This window comes from Brevibacterium sp. FME37 (assembly GCF_014897485.1).
Lineage (GTDB): Bacteria > Actinomycetota > Actinomycetes > Actinomycetales > Brevibacteriaceae > Brevibacterium.
In genome coordinates this window covers 101792-119478 of record NZ_JABUYE010000015.1, presented here as the reverse complement: position 1 = coordinate 119478, position 17687 = coordinate 101792, and the positions used below count along the sequence as shown (strand labels likewise).

14 protein-coding genes are annotated in these 17687 nt (G+C 62.2%); 6 read left to right on the top strand and 8 right to left on the bottom strand.

What is annotated here, in order from left to right:
* Positions 1-583: 583 nt before the first annotated feature.
* Positions 584-1603, top strand: coding sequence for an epimerase (locus INT29_RS16120; protein WP_193072379.1), 1020 nt, complete (start codon positions 584-586; stop codon positions 1601-1603).
* Positions 1604-1607: 4 nt separating this feature from the next.
* On the opposite strand, the gene INT29_RS16115 is transcribed toward INT29_RS16120, so the two are convergent.
* A complete protein-coding gene (locus INT29_RS16115; RefSeq protein WP_101572859.1) occupies positions 1608-2519 on the bottom strand; it encodes a rhodanese-related sulfurtransferase in 912 nt (303 codons plus the stop codon).
* Between the two features lie 140 nt (positions 2520-2659).
* Between INT29_RS16115 and purL the strand changes: the two genes are divergently transcribed.
* Complete coding sequence (gene purL / locus INT29_RS16110; RefSeq protein WP_193072378.1) at positions 2660-5026, top strand: phosphoribosylformylglycinamidine synthase subunit PurL; 2367 nt, start codon at positions 2660-2662, stop codon at positions 5024-5026.
* A gap of 120 nt (positions 5027-5146) precedes the next feature.
* Here the strand turns inward: purL and INT29_RS16105 are convergent, their stop codons facing one another.
* On the bottom strand, positions 5147-5671 hold the full coding sequence (locus tag INT29_RS16105; protein WP_193072376.1) for a hypothetical protein: 525 nt from the start codon (positions 5669-5671) through the stop codon (positions 5147-5149).
* Here INT29_RS16105 and INT29_RS16100 point away from each other — a divergent pair.
* Together INT29_RS16100 and INT29_RS16095 are read left to right on the top strand one after the other, a co-directional pair.
* Positions 5670-5861, top strand: coding sequence for a hypothetical protein (locus INT29_RS16100; RefSeq protein ID WP_193072375.1), 192 nt, complete (start codon positions 5670-5672; stop codon positions 5859-5861). The genes INT29_RS16105 and INT29_RS16100 overlap by 2 nt on opposite strands.
* Positions 5862-6007: 146 nt before the next feature.
* Entirely contained in the window at positions 6008-7237 is a 1230-nt protein-coding gene (locus tag INT29_RS16095; RefSeq protein ID WP_101572851.1) for a cobalamin-independent methionine synthase II family protein, read from the top strand.
* A 25-nt stretch (positions 7238-7262) separates the two neighbouring features.
* On the opposite strand, the gene INT29_RS16090 is transcribed toward INT29_RS16095, so the two are convergent.
* Positions 7263-8663 (bottom strand): TIGR01777 family oxidoreductase, encoded by a 1401-nt coding sequence (locus INT29_RS16090; RefSeq protein ID WP_193072374.1) that lies wholly within the window; start codon positions 8661-8663, stop codon positions 7263-7265.
* A gap of 287 nt (positions 8664-8950) precedes the next feature.
* Positions 8951-10480, bottom strand: coding sequence for a choline-sulfatase (gene betC / locus INT29_RS16085; protein WP_193072373.1), 1530 nt, complete (start codon positions 10478-10480; stop codon positions 8951-8953).
* 140 nt (positions 10481-10620) lie between these two features.
* Between betC and INT29_RS16080 the strand changes: the two genes are divergently transcribed.
* Entirely contained in the window at positions 10621-11658 is a 1038-nt protein-coding gene (locus INT29_RS16080; RefSeq protein ID WP_257930177.1) for a formylglycine-generating enzyme family protein, read from the top strand.
* Here the strand turns inward: INT29_RS16080 and INT29_RS16075 are convergent.
* Complete coding sequence (locus tag INT29_RS16075; protein WP_101572846.1) at positions 11617-13761, bottom strand: BCCT family transporter; 2145 nt, start codon at positions 13759-13761, stop codon at positions 11617-11619. The genes INT29_RS16080 and INT29_RS16075 overlap by 42 nt on opposite strands.
* A 276-nt stretch (positions 13762-14037) precedes the next feature.
* On the bottom strand, positions 14038-14601 hold the full coding sequence (locus tag INT29_RS16070) for a TetR/AcrR family transcriptional regulator (protein WP_226842098.1): 564 nt from the start codon (positions 14599-14601) through the stop codon (positions 14038-14040).
* Positions 14602-14696: 95 nt separating this feature from the next.
* Here INT29_RS16070 and INT29_RS16065 point away from each other — a divergent pair, with 95 nt between their 5' ends.
* A complete protein-coding gene (locus tag INT29_RS16065; protein ID WP_319020926.1) occupies positions 14697-15686 on the top strand; it encodes an alpha/beta hydrolase in 990 nt (329 codons plus the stop codon).
* Positions 15687-15763: 77 nt separating this feature from the next.
* Here the strand turns inward: INT29_RS16065 and INT29_RS16060 are convergent, their stop codons facing one another.
* Together INT29_RS16060 and INT29_RS16055 are read right to left on the bottom strand one after the other, a co-directional pair.
* Positions 15764-16555 carry an ABC transporter ATP-binding protein gene (locus INT29_RS16060; RefSeq protein ID WP_101572842.1) on the bottom strand — a complete coding sequence of 264 codons (792 nt, stop codon included), beginning with the start codon at positions 16553-16555 and terminating at the stop codon, positions 15764-15766.
* 5 nt (positions 16556-16560) lie between these two features.
* Entirely contained in the window at positions 16561-17601 is a 1041-nt protein-coding gene (locus INT29_RS16055) for an ABC transporter permease (RefSeq protein WP_193072372.1), read from the bottom strand.
* Positions 17602-17687 lie beyond the last annotated feature (86 nt).

Below are 17687 nucleotides of genomic sequence, written 5' to 3'. Positions count from 1 at the left end.
TTAAGCACGCAGCCAGCGTTCGTCCTGAGCCAGGATCAAACTCTCCATAAAAAAACTTTATGTTACGAATGAATCCCAGCAAGACAGCCAACCAACGATCACGGGGTGATCGCAGCTGACCAAAAAATCATGTCCACACACGCTGGCATGCTCCTCCGGCGAGGGAGGAAACATCAGTGCGTGAACATGTGATTGTCTTACCAGAAAACTAATATTTCTGGCATCACTATTTGTTCAAACAAACACGCTATTGGATTCTCAAACCACAAACACTCACCCGTCACCACAACCCCCAAAAAGGGCGTGTACACCAGGGGTGTCAGTTTCAATTCTTCGTTGTCACCCGTGTTCCGTGTGAACCACACCCAAACTGTGTTTGTGCTGGTCACGCCGGTGAAAACCGTTCTAGAAGAACTCGTTTTCTGCGGGGCAACGAGATACTACTCTAGTCCAGGCCTGGCTCGTCGTGCAACTCGAAACCGGCTCTCTTGCAGTGACGCCCGACACACAGGCCCCGGCTGCCTGAACTGGGGACGGACAATTCCCCGCCAACGCCCGGATCTGTCGGTGTTACCGTCGCTTCATGACTGCGGAAAATGTTTCTCCTCATCCCGACAACGGCTCAGCACCGATAGCTGTCATCGCCGGAGCCTCCGGTTTCATCGGCAGATCACTCATGACTCCCCTGAACTCGTGGGGCTACCATGTGCGCACCATCGGCCAGGCCGCTTCCTCAGGAACACATGTCTCCTGGGATGACCCGGAAGAGATCGCTGCACTCATTGACGGTGCCGATCTGCTCATCAACTTCGCCGGCCGCAGCGTGGGCTGCAGATACAACGACCGCAACCGGCAGGGCATCTGGGACTCACGAGTTATGACGACTCGGGTATTGAACGATGCGGTCAGGACCGCCTCGTCGCCACCGCGCCTGTGGATCAACTCGAGCACGGCGACGATCTATCGCCATGCCATGGACCAGCCTCAGACCGAAGACGACGGTGACATCGGCGAGGGCTTCTCCGTCGACGTGGCCAAGGGCTGGGAACGGGAGTTCTTCCAGGGGGAACTGCCCAGGACGAGGAGAGTGGCAATCCGGATGGCGATCGTCCTCGGCGACGGCGCGGCTCTGAACATGCTCGCGACCGCAGCCCGCTTCGGCGCTGGCGGTCCTCAGTTGGAAGGGCGCTGGTTCGGTCACACCCGGTACCGGGGCATTGGACCTGATGCGTCAGGGCCTAAGGTTTGGCACCGGCATCCGCTCAGTCATGGGAGGCAGCGGTTCAGCTGGGTGCACATCGACGATGTTGTGCGCGCGATCCGATTCATCGATGAACATGAGGAGCTGACCGGGCCCATCAATGTCTCGAGCCCAGGCGTTTCGGACAACACCACTCTGATGGCGTCTCTGCGACGGGCCGTACGGATGCTGCTAGGAATTCCGGCGCCCCGTTGGCTGCTGGAGATCGGGATGCTCGTCCTGCGTCAGGAATCGGAGCTGGTGCTCAAAAGTCGGTGGGTGCTGCCCAAGCGACTGGAGCAAGCAGGCTTCGATTTCACATGGACCGACATCAGAGCCGCGACGAAGAGCCTGCTGCGCTGACAGATCAGCCGGCGGTCACCTCGGCGGGGATACCGGCCTGCACACAGTCGGGGCAGTAGGGCTGACGATTCTTTTCGGTGCAGTCCTCACAGCGCAGGTACTGCTGCCGGCAGTCCAGATTCGCGCAGTTGACGAAGTTCGGGGTCGCCTTCTCACACGCGACGCAGTGACCGATCGATTCGGCACCGTCGCCGAACTCCACGTGCATGCGCTTGTCGAAGACATAAAGGGAGCCATCCCAGTATCCGGTGTTGCCGAAGGTCTCCCCATAGCGGACGATTCCGCCGTCGAGCTGGTAGACCTCTTCGAAGCCGCGGTTCTTCATCAGCACGGACAGGACCTCGCAGCGGATGCCGCCGGTGCAGTAGGTGACGACCGGTTTGCCCTTGAGATCGTCGTACTTGCCCGATTCGATCTCCTCGATGAAGTCTCTCGTGGTGTCCGTCTCGGGAACGATCGCATCGCGGAACTTCCCGATCTGGGCTTCCATCGCATTGCGTCCGTCGAAGAAGACGACATCGTCACCGCGCTCGTCGAGGAGTTTGTGCAGGGCTCCGGGCTTGAGGTGTTCACCGCCGCCTTCGACTCCCGTCTCGGTCACTGTGATCTCATCATCGGTGCCGAAGGTCACGAGCTCTGGTCTGACCTTGACACTCAGTCGTGGGAAATCGTCTCCTTCACCGTTGGACCATTTGATGTCGGCCTTCTTGAACGGTGCGTAGGACCTCGTGGCCCGCACGTACTGTTTGACGTCGAAGATGTCGCCGCCGATGGTGGCATTGATGCCATCCTTCGACACGATCACGCGCCCCTTGAGCCCGAGGCTCTCAGCCAGAGTGTGCTGCCACAGTTTGACTGCTTCGGGGTCTGCCAGAGGGGTGAATACGTAGAACAAGACGATCTTCGGAGTTGCCATGGCCTACATTCTAATTGGCGAATGTGTGCGCCGAACTCGGCGGTAGGGTCTGGCCGATGAGACCTGCTTCCCCTCCTCCCCCACTGCACGGCTAAGATTGACGGTGATGCCGTGTCGTATGAAAGGGCCATTAAGAGGACATGTCGAGTAACCTCAACGCTGCGAATTCCACGCAGGTCGAATCCCAGCAGGTCGAAACCGACCAGGCCAATTCCAAAAAGGTCAAGGAGACAGTCGAGTTCGCTGCTGCGAATCCCGATGTGGATCAGCCCTATGCCGACCTCGGCCTCAAAGCCGACGAATACGCCCAGATCCGTCAGATCCTGGGACGACGTCCCACCTCGGCGGAGTTGGCGATGTATTCGGTCATGTGGTCCGAACACTGCTCGTATAAGTCGTCGAAGGTGCACCTGTCGAAGTTCGGCGACAAGGTCACCGAGGACATGAAGAAGCACCTGCTCGTGGGCATCGGTGAGAATGCCGGCGTCGTCGACATCGGCGACGGATGGGCTGTGACCTTCAAGGTCGAGTCCCACAACCACCCCAGCTATGTCGAGCCCCACCAGGGTGCGGCCACAGGTGTCGGCGGAATCGTACGCGACATCATTTCGATGGGCGCCCGCCCCGTGGCCGTGATGGACCAGCTGCGCTTCGGTGCCATCGACCACCCCGACACTTCACGCGTGCTCCACGGAGTCGTGTCCGGGATCAGCAACTACGGCAACTCCCTCGGCCTGCCCAACATCGGCGGCGAAACCGTCTTCGACTCGGTCTACCAGGGGAACCCTCTGGTCAACGCTCTCGCAGTCGGCGTGATGCGGCACGAAGACATCCGCCTGGCCAATGCTTCGGGCAAGGGCAACAAGGTCATCCTCTTCGGTGCCCGCACCGGTGGCGACGGCATCGGCGGAGCCTCGATCCTCGCCTCGGAGTCCTTCGACGATACGAAGCCCTCGAAGCGCCCGGCCGTCCAGGTGGGCGACCCCTTCGCAGAGAAGGTGCTCATCGAATGCTGCCTCGAACTCTTCCACGCCGGAGTGGTCGAAGGCATCCAGGATCTGGGAGCCGCCGGCATCAGCTGTGCGACCTCGGAGCTGGCCTCGAACGGTGACGGCGGCATGCACATCGCCCTCGATGATGTGCTGCTGCGCGATGAGACTCTCACTCCTGAGGAGATCCTCATGTCGGAGTCGCAGGAGCGGATGATGGCCGTAGTCACGCCGGAGCGCCTCGACGACTTCCTCGCGATCGTCGGCAAATGGGACGTTGAAACCTCCGTCCTCGGTGAGGTCACCGACTCCGAACGCCTCGTCATCGAATGGCACGGAGACGTCATCGTCGATGTGCCACCACGCTCGGTCGCCCACGACGGTCCCGTCTACGAACGTCCGATGGCCGAGCCATCATGGGCCGCCGAGGTGGCCGCGAACACCGTGGACTCCGCTGGCTTGGTCAAGCCCGAGAGCAACGAAGAACTGCGGTCGACCATGCTGCAGCTCGCCGGCTCACCGAACCTGGCGTCGAAGAAGTGGATCACCTCGCAGTATGACAAGTACGTGCAGGGCAACACCGCCCAGGCATTCCCCGACGATGCCGGAGTCATCCGCGTCGACGAAGAATCCGGACTCGGTGTCGCCATCGCCACGGACGCCAACGGTCGCTACTGCTACCTCGATCCGGCCCGCGGCTCAGCGCTGGCGCTGGCCGAGGCCTACCGCAACGTCACCACTGCCGGGGCCATCCCCCGCGCGGTCACCGACTGCCTCAACTTCGGTTCCCCCGAGGACCCGGAGATCATGTGGCAGTTCGCAGCCGCTGTTGAGGGCCTCGCCGAGGCGTGCCAGGACATGGGCATTCCCGTGACCGGTGGCAACGTCTCCCTGTACAACCAGACCGGTGGCGTGGCCATCCACCCGACTCCGGTCGTCGGTGTCCTCGGCGTCTTCGATGACGTCACCCGGGCCACCCCGAGCGGCTGGAAGGAGCCTGGCCAGACCATCTACCTCCTCGGCACGACCGAAGCCGAACTCGACGGTTCGGCCTGGGCCGACGTGACTGCCGGTCACCTCGGCGGGGTGCCTCCGCAGTACAAGCCGAGCATGGAGAAGGAACTCGGTGAGATCCTCATCAACTCCTCACGCGATGGCATGATCGATGCGGCGCACGATCTGTCCGAGGGCGGTCTGTCCCAGGCACTGATCGAATCCTGCCTGCGCTTCGGCACCGGGGCGCGCATCTGGCTCGACGAAGTGTGCGAACGCGATCGTGTCGACGTGTTCACCGCGCTGTTCTCTGAGTCAACGGCCCGTGCGATCGTGGCCGTGCCGCGGTCCGAAGAGGTCCGCTTCAAGGACATGTGCACCGCCCGGCACTTCCCGTTCATCCGCATCGGCATGACCGACACCGGCGAAGAGGCACCCGTCCTCGAAGTCGTCGATCACTTCGAGGTCGGCCTGGACGAACTGCGCGAAACCCATGAGGGGACACTGCCGAAGCACTTCGGCTGAAGCGTGGCCGCCGCGGCGGTCAGCACGTCCTCACCCTAATGATTGCCGAGGGGACCCCTTAGCGCCGAGAGAACCAGTTGCAACTGGTCCGGTCAAAGCTAAGTGGTCCCCTCGGCGTTTTCAGTTGCCACGCGGCAGGCCGCCGAGCACGTGCAGCAGACCAAGACCGCAGAATGTCACTCCCAGCAAGACACATTGCGTGAGGACCATTGACATCGCGAATGAGGAACCGAACCAGTTCATAGCCCATTCGACAAAGGCGACCACGAGTCCCATCAGCAGCGCATAGCCGGCAGCCACGAGGTGGGTCCACCAGGTTCTGTTGCGCGCGAGGTTCCAGGCAATGATTGTTCCGGCCAGCACAACGCCGCCGTGGAAGGTCCAGATGATGCTCGGGATGATCATCGCCAGTTCGAAACTGCTGGCGCTGCCGTCGAAACCGCTGCCGCCGAAACCGCTGCCGCCGAAACCGTCGACACCAGGATTCACAATGATCGGCATCAGGTACGGCAAAGCGAATGCATAGATGCTGATGGCAATGAGTAGTCCTATCCCGAACAGACGCATCGGCATCGGACTGGCCCTCACTGTGAGAAGGGCAACGACGCCGAGGACGAGTTCGAGGATCGCTACTACGACGCTCATGGCCGAATACACGGCGAAGAATTCAGGCCGCACCCCGTCGACCATCATCGGCATCATCACGAGCTCCGGCAATGAGCCGATGGCCAGGGCCACCCAGTACAGGACCCGCGCCGTCCACCCGGGTCCGACCTCCCGTTCGGGTCCTCCCCGAAGAAGCCGGCTGACTCATGTCATCACTGTAGGTCGGTGAGGGCCAGGACCGCGCTCTCTTCACCCAGTTGGTGCCACAGCAAGTGACCCAACATGACGAGTCTCTCGCATGCGAAGTGGCTAATGTGATTGCCTGAGGGGGAACGATTCGCCTACAACACAGTCGAACAACCGAAGGAGTCACCCATGGCCACCATCCGCACCTCGCACGCGGGGTCCTTACCCCGCACCCCCGAGCTCATCGAGGCCAATAAGGTCAAGCAGGCTCAGATCACCGCCCGGCTGGCCGGAGAAACAGTCTCGGACGCACAGACTCAGGAGTTCAACGAGCTCCTCTCCGCCAGCGTCGCCGACCTCGTCAAGCGCCAGAAAGATCTGGGCATCTCGATCCCCAACGACGGCGAATACGGCCACACAATGTCCGCTGACTTCGATTACGGTGCCTGGTGGCATTACTCCTTCGCCCGCACCGGCGGGCTCGAACTCGATGACGTCGACAAGTGGGATGCTCCGGCTGTCCGCTCGGAACCGGGCAACACGGTTCTGACCAGCTTCGGCGACCGCCGCGACCGCAATCTCTTCCCCGGCGTCTACGGTGATGCCAACGCCGGCACGGACACCGGTGACCAGCCGCAGTTCCCCAAGGCCACGAGCGCCATCAGCTACGTCGGCCATGATCAGGTCGCCAGCGACATCGCCAACCTCAAGGCCGGTCTCGCGGCTGCTGGGTACGGTGAACGCGACGGGTACATCAACGCGCTGTCCCCGGGTTCGGCATCTCGCATCGCCAACGAGTTCTACAAGACTGACGAGGAGTTCATCTGGGCCTGGGCCGATGTGCTGCGTGAGGAATACCTCGCCATCACCGAGGCGGGTCTGACCGTCCAGATCGACGACCCTTCACTGGCCGAGAATTTCGACCAGATCAACCCGGAACCCTCCTTCGCCGACTACCGGTCGTTCATCCAGGTCCGCATCGACGCACTCAACCATGCTCTGCGCGGCATCGACCCGGCGCAGGTTCGCGTCCACACCTGCTGGGGTTCGTGGCACGGGCCGCACGTGACGGACCTGCCGTTCAAGGAGATCGTCGACCAGGTGCTCACGCTCAATGCTGGTGGCATCACCTTCGAGGCAGCCAACGTCCGCCACGAACACGAATGGCGGATCTGGGAGGATACGAAGCTGCCCGAGGGCAAGTGCATCATCCCCGGCATCGTCTCGCACTCCACGAATGTCGTCGAGCATCCCGAGCTCGTCGCCGATCGCATCGAGCGTTTCGCGAAGCTCGTCGGTCCCGACAATGTCGTGGCCTCGACCGACTGCGGCCTGGGTGGACGCGTCCACCCCGAGATCGCCGTCGCTAAGCTGCAGTCATTGACTGCTGGTGCCGAGATCGCCTCAAAGAGGTTCTGAGCTCAGCTGACTCCGTTCGCCCATTTCACGCTCCGCTGCCGAGTTCCTCCTCAAGGCAGGCGGCCAGCGTGGGGTGGGCGAACTGGTATCCGGTCTCCTCCAGCCTTTCCGGGAGCACCTTCTGGTCGGCTAGGGCCAATTCCTTTGCTCCGTCGGCACCGAGGACCAGCTCGGTGACGAAACCGGGCGTCGGTAGGCGGGCCGGCCGATGCAGGTGGGCAGCGAGCGCGTCGGCGAATTCTCCCTGCGTCACCATTTCGGGGGCCACCGCATTGACGGGGCCGCGGACATAGTCGGTGAGCACAGCATGCACATATGATCTGGCCAGATCATCGAGGGAAACCCAGGCCAGGCCCTGCTCGCCACTGCCCAAACGGCCTCCGGCCCCCGCGAGATACAACGGTGTTTGGAGTTTGAGGAACCCGCTCAACGAGGTCAATGCGATGCCCGAGCGGATGGAGACCCGCCGGATGCCCAGCTCCTCGACTCTGGCGGCTGCAGCTTCCCACTCCTGACACACTTCGGCAAGGAATCCGTCCCCAGCCGGTGCGGTCTCATCCACCGGCGCTTCCGCCCGAGAACCATAGATTCCCACCGCGGACGCGCAGACGAATACTTCGGGTCGTTTCGCCTCGGGCAGGGCGCGCATCGTCTCTGCCAGCAGCGTCGTCGAATTGATGCGTGAGGAGCGGATCTCCTCCTTGGCCTTCTTCGTGAACCGGGTGGCAATCGATCGCCCACCGAGGTGGACGACCGCATCCGCCCATGCCAGGTCGCGAGGGTTGATGATTCCCAATTCGGGGTTCCAATGGGACTCATACTCGAACTTCGGGGTGCGCCGCACCAGCAGGCGCACGAAATGGCCCGCCGTGGAGAACAGTGCCGCGACCTGTTGGCCGACGAGTCCGCTGCCGCCGACGATGAGGATGCGTTTGCCCTTCTTACGCGTCAACAGAGGTGCATGCATGCGCTCGAGGAACTCGATATCCATGAGCATGCGCTTATGCCTGGCTTCGAAGGTTGCTTCCAAGTTATGGGTGAGGCCACGGTCGATCGCGTCGAAGCCGGTCGGAGCCATCGAGAACTCGATATGGTCATCGATTTTGGTTCCCCCTGCGACCGAGGAGAATTCGTGAGTGTGCTTCCACTGACTCAGTGGACCCTTCTTGAGTTCATCGACGAACGAGAACCGGGAGGGACCTTCGGAATGAACCGAGCTGAATGGTCGCCGGACAAGGCCGTAGGTGCCGGGCACGCTGGTCTTGACCTGGGCAATCGCACCGGGTGCGATGGGAGGGTAACTCTCCTGGATGATCTCCTGTGCCCAATGCGGGGACAGCCTGGTCAGTGCTCCGGGCTGTGCGTGCCAGAGATACGTGGTCTCGGCGGCGAGCGGGACTTCAGATGTCCACTCAAAATTGGTCATGACATCCCTCCTACTCCAGATGATGCCACCAGAGTCTGAGAGTGTGACCTGCAACTCGCCCAATGCTGAGTGAATTATCCCCGCCGAGGTGGGCCCTGCCGGGGATCCGCTACTCCCTCGTCTCGATCTCGTCTCGATCTCACCGAAAGACGACCGCAGCGTCGAGGGCAGAGGGTATACAGTCTGCTCTCGACGCTGCGATCTGCTCTCGACGCTGCGATCTGCGCTCGATGAAACGTCACGGCTGGAGCGTGGGGCTCGGCCCCGCGGGGCGCTTGCGCCTCGCCTCAGGCTGTGGTGTCGGGGATCTTTCCGAACCTGAACGCGGTCCAGAAGTCGCCGCGGACATAGCCGTTCTCGGGTTCCGGATCGTAGTCCCAGTGCCGGACCGTGCCGATCTTGAGCGCATCGGCGACGAGCTGCCGGCTCGACTGGCTGCCGAGCACATGCTGTTCAAGATGTTCGAGGTCGTAGCGTGAGTCCAGCTCGGCTCGCATCGTGGCCACGAGCTCCGCATAGGAGGCGTCGCCGGCCTTGTTGACCAGCTCGTCCGGATCCGTTTCGAGGTCGAACAGCAGCTCCGGATCTCCCGGGCAGATCGTCAGCTTGTACTGTCCACGGATGAGCGTCACCTGCGGTCGATACGTGCCCTCGGCGAAGTACTCGATGATGACATCGCGATCGGCCGGCTCCGTCTCGCCTGCCGCTTCCTGCCGAGCCGACTCGAACAGAGAGGTGCCCGTCGCATCCGGGTCCGACGTTCCTGCCAGCTCGAGCAGAGTCGGCATCAGGTCAACGAGGCTGACGGGGTTGGCATACCGACCCGGCGTGACCGCCTCGGCGGGGCCGTTGATGATGATCGGGACACGGGAGGACTGCTCGTACGGGGACATTTTGTACCACAGCCCCTTCTCCCCCAACATGTCTCCGTGGTCGCTGGTGACGATGATGACGGTGTTGTCCTCAAGGTCGAGCTCGCGCAGACGCTGGCGGATCTTGCCGATGTGATCATCGATGTAGCTCACCGACGCATAGTAGGCGCGGCGGGCCCGACGGATGTCCTCGGGGCCCGGTTCTCGCTTGTCGAGTCCGCTCATCGTGCGCAGACGGTGGCTGTGCGGGTCCTCGGCGATGTCGGGCACCTCGGGGTGGGCTGGGTCCGGGATGTCCACCTCGGCGAATCTGTCCCAGTTCTCCCGCGGCGGCTCGTACGGGTCGTGCGGATGGATGAACGAGGTGACCATGAGGAACGGCTGGTTCTCACCGGCGGCCTGATTGGCGCGCACTCGTCCGTTGAGGTGACGCAGCGTCCTGAAGATCACCTCGTCGTCGAAGTCCTGCTGGACGTTCGCCTTGGCAGCACCGGCGGTGAACACCGGGTCAGCCTCGTGATACCACTGAAGCTTCTGGTCCAGAGGGCGCTGCCAGTCGGGGACCATGTCGAGGTCGGCCGGGTAGACGTCGGTGGTCAGGCGCTCTTCGAAACCATGGTGCTGATCGGGGCCGATGAAGTGCATCCGTCCGATGAGCGCGGTGTGGTAGCCGAGCTTGCGCAGACGGTGAGCGAACGTCGGCACCGAGGCGGCGAAGTCGTCGCCGTTGTCGAGGCAGTCGATGTCGGAGGGCATCCGACCGGTCATCATCGATGCCCTCGACGGTGAGCACAGCGGGGTGTTGCAATAGGCGCGATCGAAGACCGCCCCGTCATCGGCCAGGGAATCGATGTTCGGGGTGAGTGCGGCGGTGTCTCCGTAGGCTCCCAGTGCCTGAGCGGCCATCTGGTCGGCCTGGATCACTACGATATTCGGCGGTTGCATATGCTGGTCACGTCCTTTCTCAAAAACGTATGGTCTGCTTGTGAAAGCATGATCTGCGAAGTCAGCTGCGTTGAAGACCTGCGCAGGTGTGTCAGATCGAACAGATTCTTGCGAAACTGATTCTCAAATATGGATTGAAGGTGGCGACATTGGCCTCATGCTGCGGCCCGGCACGGAGCTCGCCCGTCGGAGCGAGCCAGGGCAGTCCTCGGTCCGCCGAGGTGGGTGTTGAGGAAGAAGAATCCCCCACCGAGGTGCGAATGTCGGGCAGGGAATCGCCCACCGCGTCCGCTCCCGATCGGCAGCTGCTGGCCGAGCTCGCGGCTCTGGCCCCGCAGGATCTGGCGATGATCGGTCTGAGCGGAGGCTCGTTCCTCATGGGAAGCGAGGACCCCTTGGCCTACCCCGACGATGGTGAAGGCCCGGTCCGCGAGCTTGGCATCGAGGGCTTCGCGATCGGCGCGACGACCGTCACGGTCGCGGAATTCGCCGCGTTCGTCCACGCGACGGGTCATCGCACTGATGCCGAAACTCATGGTGACTCCTTGGTCTTCACCGGCCTGGTGGCCGAAGGTCTGGCCGAGACCTCTCCCTCTGTGCAGGCTACCCCCTGGTGGCGTCAGGTCACAGGGGCCACCTGGTTCCACCCCGGCGGACCCGGGCCGACCGGTGTGGCTGCTGTTCCCGGTTCGACCCTCGAAGGTTCGAACCTCGAAGAGTGGGCCAGGCATCCGGTCACCCATGTTTCCCATACCGACGCCGAGGCGTATGCGCAGTGGGTGGGTGCCCGGCTGCCGACCGAAGTCGAATGGGAGTTCGCTTCCCGCGGCGGCCTCGAGCAACAGCCCTACCCCTGGGGTTCGGTACGCGAACCCGGCGGTGTGGCCCGCATGAACACCTTCGCCGGGGTCTTCCCCAGCCGACCGACAGCGCCGGTCGGCACCGTTCCCGCCGACGCGTTTGCACCCAACGGCTTCGGTCTGCACAACACGACCGGAAACGTGTGGGAGTGGACGAGCAGTCACTTCAGTGCGCACGACCAGCGACCGGTGCTACGTGGCGGGTCCTATATGTGCCATGACTCGTATTGCCGCAGGTACCGGACCTCGGCACGCTCGGCCGCGACACCGGACACCTCACTCGGTCACACGGGATTCCGTCTGGCTCTCAGCCTCTGAACTCTCCGCGGTGGTCTCCGAGTCGTCGTTCCCAGCTTCCTCGGAGGTCCAGCCGTCGGCCCACTTGCCGGTCTCATAGTCGAACCCGACAGGCTCGCCGTACTCATCCGTGCGCTGGTACCACCCGGTGTAATCCTCGTGTTCGGAGTCGATGCCCCCGTTTGCACCGTCGCCCGGCTCGGTCTGCACGACCTGGAATGCGAAGTCATCGCCGTAGCGATCAGCACCAGCGACCACGGCGTTGTCGACCGCGTTCTGGGCGTACTTGCGTCGCAGTGCGAGCGGATCGGTGCGCAGTTCCTTGAACCAGGCGAAGATGATGAAGAGCATGATGACGGCGAACGGCACCGCAGTGACGATCACGAGCTGTTGCAGCCCTTCCAGCGCGCTGGCGTCGCCGAGGAGAAGCATGACGACGGCAATGCCCGACATCACGAGACCCCAGAACACGACAACCCACTTCTTGGGTTCCTGATCACCGCGGCTGGCGAGCATGCCCATGACCACCGACGCTGAGTCAGCAGAGGTGATGAAGAAGATCGCGAGGACGACGATCGCGACCGCCGGCAACCACTCGACATAGGGTAGGTTGCCGATGAGGGTGAAGAACACCTCGGGCGCTTCCATGCTGTCGGTGAAACCAGATGCCCCCTCTCGGTACATCCAGATCGACGTTCCGCCCATTATGCCGTAGGCAACAAAAAGCAGGGTCGAAGGGATGAAGATCGTGCCGAGGATGAACTGGCGGATGCTGCGTCCCCGTGAGATACGGGCGATGAACGTACCGACGAACGGAGACCAGGAGATCCACCAGGCCCAGTAGTAGACGGTCCACACGGACTGGAACTCGTATGTTTCGCCGCCCCAGGACAGGGACTTGCCCATCATGTCGAAGAGGGACCCGAGGTATTCCATCATCGCCGAAGGCAGCAGGTTGAGCAGGAACAGTGTCGGTCCCAGGAACAGCACGAGCGCCACGATGCCGACGGTGAGAATGATGTTGATGCTCGAGAGGTAACGGATGCCCTTTGAGACACCGGAGACCGCAGAGATGATGAAGCCGACGGTGAGAACACAGATGATGACGACGAGCATATTGTTCGTCATCGGTCCGGCCCCGCTGACGATGCTCACACCCGTGCCGATCTGCATTGCCGCGATGCCCAGAGCCGCCGCGGTTCCGAACAGGGTTGCGACGATTGCGAAGATGTCGACGACCTTGCCGGCGAAGCCCTCGGTCTGGCGTTTGCCGAACAGGGTCTGGAAGATCGAGGACAGCAGCAGCGAACGTCCGCGCCGGTAGGCGGCGTAGGCGATCGCGCCACCGACCAGGGCGTACATCGCCCAGGCATGGAAGCCCCAGTGGAAGTAGGTCTGGGCCATAGCTCCGTGCAGGGCCTCAGTGGTTTCCGGGTCGTTCGTCAGCGGTGGTGGACTGATGAAGTAGGTCAGCGGTTCGGACGGGCCGAAGAACAGCACGCCGATGCCGATTCCTGCGGCGAAGAGCATCGCCACCCAGGAGAAGGTGCTGAACTCAGCCTTCTCGTCGTCCTTGCCCAGCGGGATCTTGCCATAAGACGAGAACGCGAGGATGAGGAGTGCGACGAGTACGACGATGGCGACGACGTTGAAGAACCAGCCCACATTCATCGTTGACCAGTCGTAAGCGGCCTTAGCCACCGAGGCGACATTGGAGGAATCGGTGATGCCCCAGATCACGAAGGCGACGGTGAGCGTGCCGGCGACGGCGAAGATGATCTTGTCGAGGGAGTAGCGGCGGCGCTGTTCGTCGATCGCGATGCCCGGGACCAGGATCGGGTGGGTGTTGTGCGGGTACTGGGTGTTACTCTCCGGCTCTTCATCGGCCCGGCGGCGGGGGCGGCTGTAGTCCAGCTTGCCCAGGCCCTTTCCGGTCTCTCTGCTCATTCGTTTGGCATCGGCCTTGAGCTTCTCACGCGAGGCTTTCCGCTCGGGGCGCAGGGGGCCGGAATCATCAGTGTCGAGCCTCGGCACGTTCGCTGCTTCGGCTTCCGCGTTGGCCGCCTTCACATCAGGGTCAGCTTCGGCGGATCGGGATGTATCTGGTGTGGAGTCATCGGACATATTGCGATGGCCCTTTCTCAATCGTCGAGGAAACGGATGTTCGAAAGTTGCCAGCGTGGCCTACGGCTCTGAACCGCACCACCCGATCGCTGCGCCTTCCCAGGAATCATTGGCGAAGCCGGCGGTGGGATGGGGTGCTGTTCGTGTCGCAGAAAGGGTCCGGGCACAGAGGTCTGCCCTGAAAGTACCCGTTTTTTCCATAGCTTCGGACCTTAACAGCTTCCTGTGAGCTTCTCAAAGGATTCCTGCTCCTACCCGGTGTTGACGCGGCCAGGCTCAGCCAGCGAGGTAGCGCGTCTCGATCAGCTCCACGATCTCTTCGCTCGCAGCGACAGCATCGAACTGCGGGTCTTCTGCTGCTTCGGCGACCACAGCATCAATGGCTCCACCGATGATGAGTGCAGCGGTGCGCAACTCGGCTGACTCTGCAGCTCCGAGCGCCTTTCGTGCCGCGCGAAGGAGATCTGCCACCGGCTGCCACCGTGCCGAACTCTCCGTTCGCTCGTTCCCGTGGATGCGCGCTTCGATGGTCACACGGGCGTGACTGGGATGCCTGAGGAAGTGATTCACCATGGAGCGCACATATACACCGGGACGATCACCCACCTCGGCGGACTCAATCGCATCACCGACCGATTCGACCACCGCGCCGAGCACATACCGGTATACACCGCTGACCAGATTGGATTTGTCGGTGAAGTGGTAGAGGACGGTCGGTTTGGTCACGCCTGCGCGATCAGCGATCTGCGACAGTGACACTCCTGAGTATCCGTGTTCGGCGAGGAGCTCGATGGTGACGTCGATGATCTGCGCGCGCCGAGCACGCCGGGTGAAAGTCAACGCTGGCTCGCCCGTCTTCGCCTCCGCTGGGTCTTGTGCAATACCCTGACTTTACCTTATGATCAAATTACTGACCGATCGGTAGAGGAGGGCTGGTGGACGCTCGCATTGGGCAACGCACCCGACTGCGGATGTTGCGTCCTCGGGTGCTCCTGCCGGTGGTCGCAGCCATGTCGATCGCGGCTCTTTGCGGATACTTCCTCCGGTCCCCATCGCCTGTCGGGCATTGGGACAGCGCCGATGGGGAGGCCGAGTTCTTCACCGCGTACGATCTGGCGTTCGAGGGCATGCCGGAGCCGGCGGACACGATGGACGTTCGCTCCAGCTTCGGCGTTGTTCGGGTCTATCGGTTCGCAGGGACCGGCGAAGCCTCACCGATGCTGCTGCTGCCGGGAACCGCCTCATCGACACCGGTTTGGGCGGACAACATGCCGTCCCTGCTCGCACTGGGTGATGTCTACACACTCGATCTCCTCGGCGAACCAGGTCGCAGCATCCAGGCCTCACCGATTGCCGACGCCGAAGACGAGGCCGAATGGCTCGCCGAGACGATCACGGCGATTCCAGAGAATTCCGTGAACCTGATCGGGCTCTCCCTGGGTGGTTGGACGGCGGCCAATCTCGCCATCCGCCGCCCGCAGCATGTGAAGACACTGACCCTCATCGATCCTGTCTATACCTTCGACAACCTGCCGATGGAAACGATCCTGCGCTCGATCCCGGCCTCCGTCCCGTGGCTTCCCAAATCCGCGCGTGATGCATTCAACTCATACACAGCTGGTGGCATCGAGGTCGAGGATATGCCGGTGGCAGACATGATCGAGGCCGGGATGCACCATTACACAATGAAGAAGCCCGCACCGACTCGGATCACGGAGCAGCAGCTCTCCGACCTGTCGATGCCCGTCCTCGCAATCATCGCGGGACGCTCGGTCATGCATGACCCGAAGACCGCCTCTGCGACGGCACGGCGAGCCTTAGGCACCGAAGCGGTCCATGTCTATGAGGATGCCTCTCACGCCATCACCGGCGAATATCCAGACGAGATCACCGGTGACATCGGGGACTTCATCGCTCGACCGTGACCGGTGCCAGGCGATATCGCCGACTGGCAGGCATGGCCGAATTGCACGCGGGTCGGTCGAACCGTGCCTTGCCCGGGTCAGTTCAGCAGTGCCCGGTCTCCCAGGGTCGCGCCCTTGAGCTTAGAGAATTCGCCGAGCAGAGTCTTCACCGTCAGCGACTTCTTCTCTTCGGCTGAAGCCTGATAGATGATCTCACCTTCGTGCATCATGATGAGCCTGTTGCCCAGAGCGATCGCCTGCTCCATGTTGTGCGTGACCATGAGTGTGGTCAGCCCGTCATTGGACACGATCTTCTGCGTCAGGTCCGTCACGAGCGCCGCTCGCTGTGGGTCAAGAGCTGCTGTGTGTTCGTCGAGAAGCAGGATTCGAGGCTGAGTGAATCCGGCCATGAGCAGGCTCAGCGCCTGGCGCTGTCCACCGGAGAGCAGACCGACTTTGGTCTTCAACCGGTTCTCCAGGCCGAGTTCCAAAGTGGCCAGTTCATCACTGAACAGGTCCCGCCTCGCCGAGGTGGTCCCTCGTCCCAGCCCACGCCTCTTACCGCGCTTGAGCGCCAGAGACAGGTTCTGTTCGATCGTGAGGTCCGGCGCGGTGCCTGCCATCGGGTCCTGGAACACCCGGCCCAGATACTTGGCCCGTTTGTATTCGGGCATCCGGGACACCTCGGCGCCGTCGATCGTGATCGATCCGGAATCGATGGGAAGTCGGCCCGAGATCGTATTGAGCAGGGTTGACTTTCCGGCTCCATTGGAGCCGATGACGGTGACGAAGTCAGACTCTTCGAGCTCGAGCGACAGATTCTGCAGGGCCTTGCGTTCGTTGACGGTGCCCGGGAAGAAGGTCTTCGAGATGGTATCGATCTTCAGCATGTGTCTCAGTCCTCCTTCGGGTCTGACGCGACAGTTGTTCCGGTTGCCTGTGCAGACGTCCCCGCCGGGACGTCTGTGGTGCCTTCGGGGACATCGATCGTGCCGGCCGGAACCTGGGCTCCCGCTTCGTTGGCTGGCTCATCTGCTGTCATAGCAGCTGACGAAGCTCGATTTCCGCGTGACCTCAGTGAAGGTATCCGCTTGAGGAAACCCCATCTGGGCAGCAGCAGTGCGATGACGACGAGCAGTGCAGTAGTCAGCTTCATGTCGTTGGTGTCCAGGCCGGCACGCAGTGCCAGGAAGATGATGAGACGGTAGATGACCGAACCCATGAGGGCACCGAGGCTGGCCATGAAGATGTTGCGGCTGCCGAAGACTGCCTGGCCCAGGATGACCGAGGCGAGGCCGACGAGGATGAGACCGATGCCCATGCTGATATCGGAGAATCCCTGATACTGGGCGATGAGGGCACCGCAGAGTGCGACGAAGCCATTGGACAGAGCCAGGGTAAGCATTGTCGTGTTGTCGGTGTTGACACCGAGGCTGCGGATCATCTGTCGGTTATTGCCATTGGCCTGGATCGCCAGGCCCAGATCGGTGGTGAGGAACCAGTCGATGGCGAACTTCAGAATCAAGGTGAAGACGAGAAGAATGGCGATGGAGACCCAGGTGCCCAGCCACATGTTCTCCCGCAACGGGGTGAACACGGTCTCTTCTCGCAGGAGCGGGAGGTTCGCCTTGCCCATGATGCGCAGGTTGATCGACCACAGCCCGATCATCGTCAGGATTCCGGCGAGCAGACCGTCGATGCCGCCCTTGGTGTGGAGAAGTCCTGTGATGTAGCCGGCGATGAGTCCCGCACCGATGGCCGCCAACGTCGCCAGGAAAGGGTTGACCCCGGCGATGATCAAGGATGCGGCGGTGGCGCCACCTGTGGTGAAGCTGCCATCGACGGTGAGGTCGGGGAAGTTGAGGACCTTGAAGGTCAGGTAGACCCCGAGCGCCATCGCTCCGTAGATGAGCCCGAGTTCCAGTGCTCCGAACATGTGTTTCCGATCAGGTGGTGATTTGATGCGTGGGTTGGTGCCGCCGGCCGATCACGGGACCTGATAGGTCACGAGTCTCGGCCGAC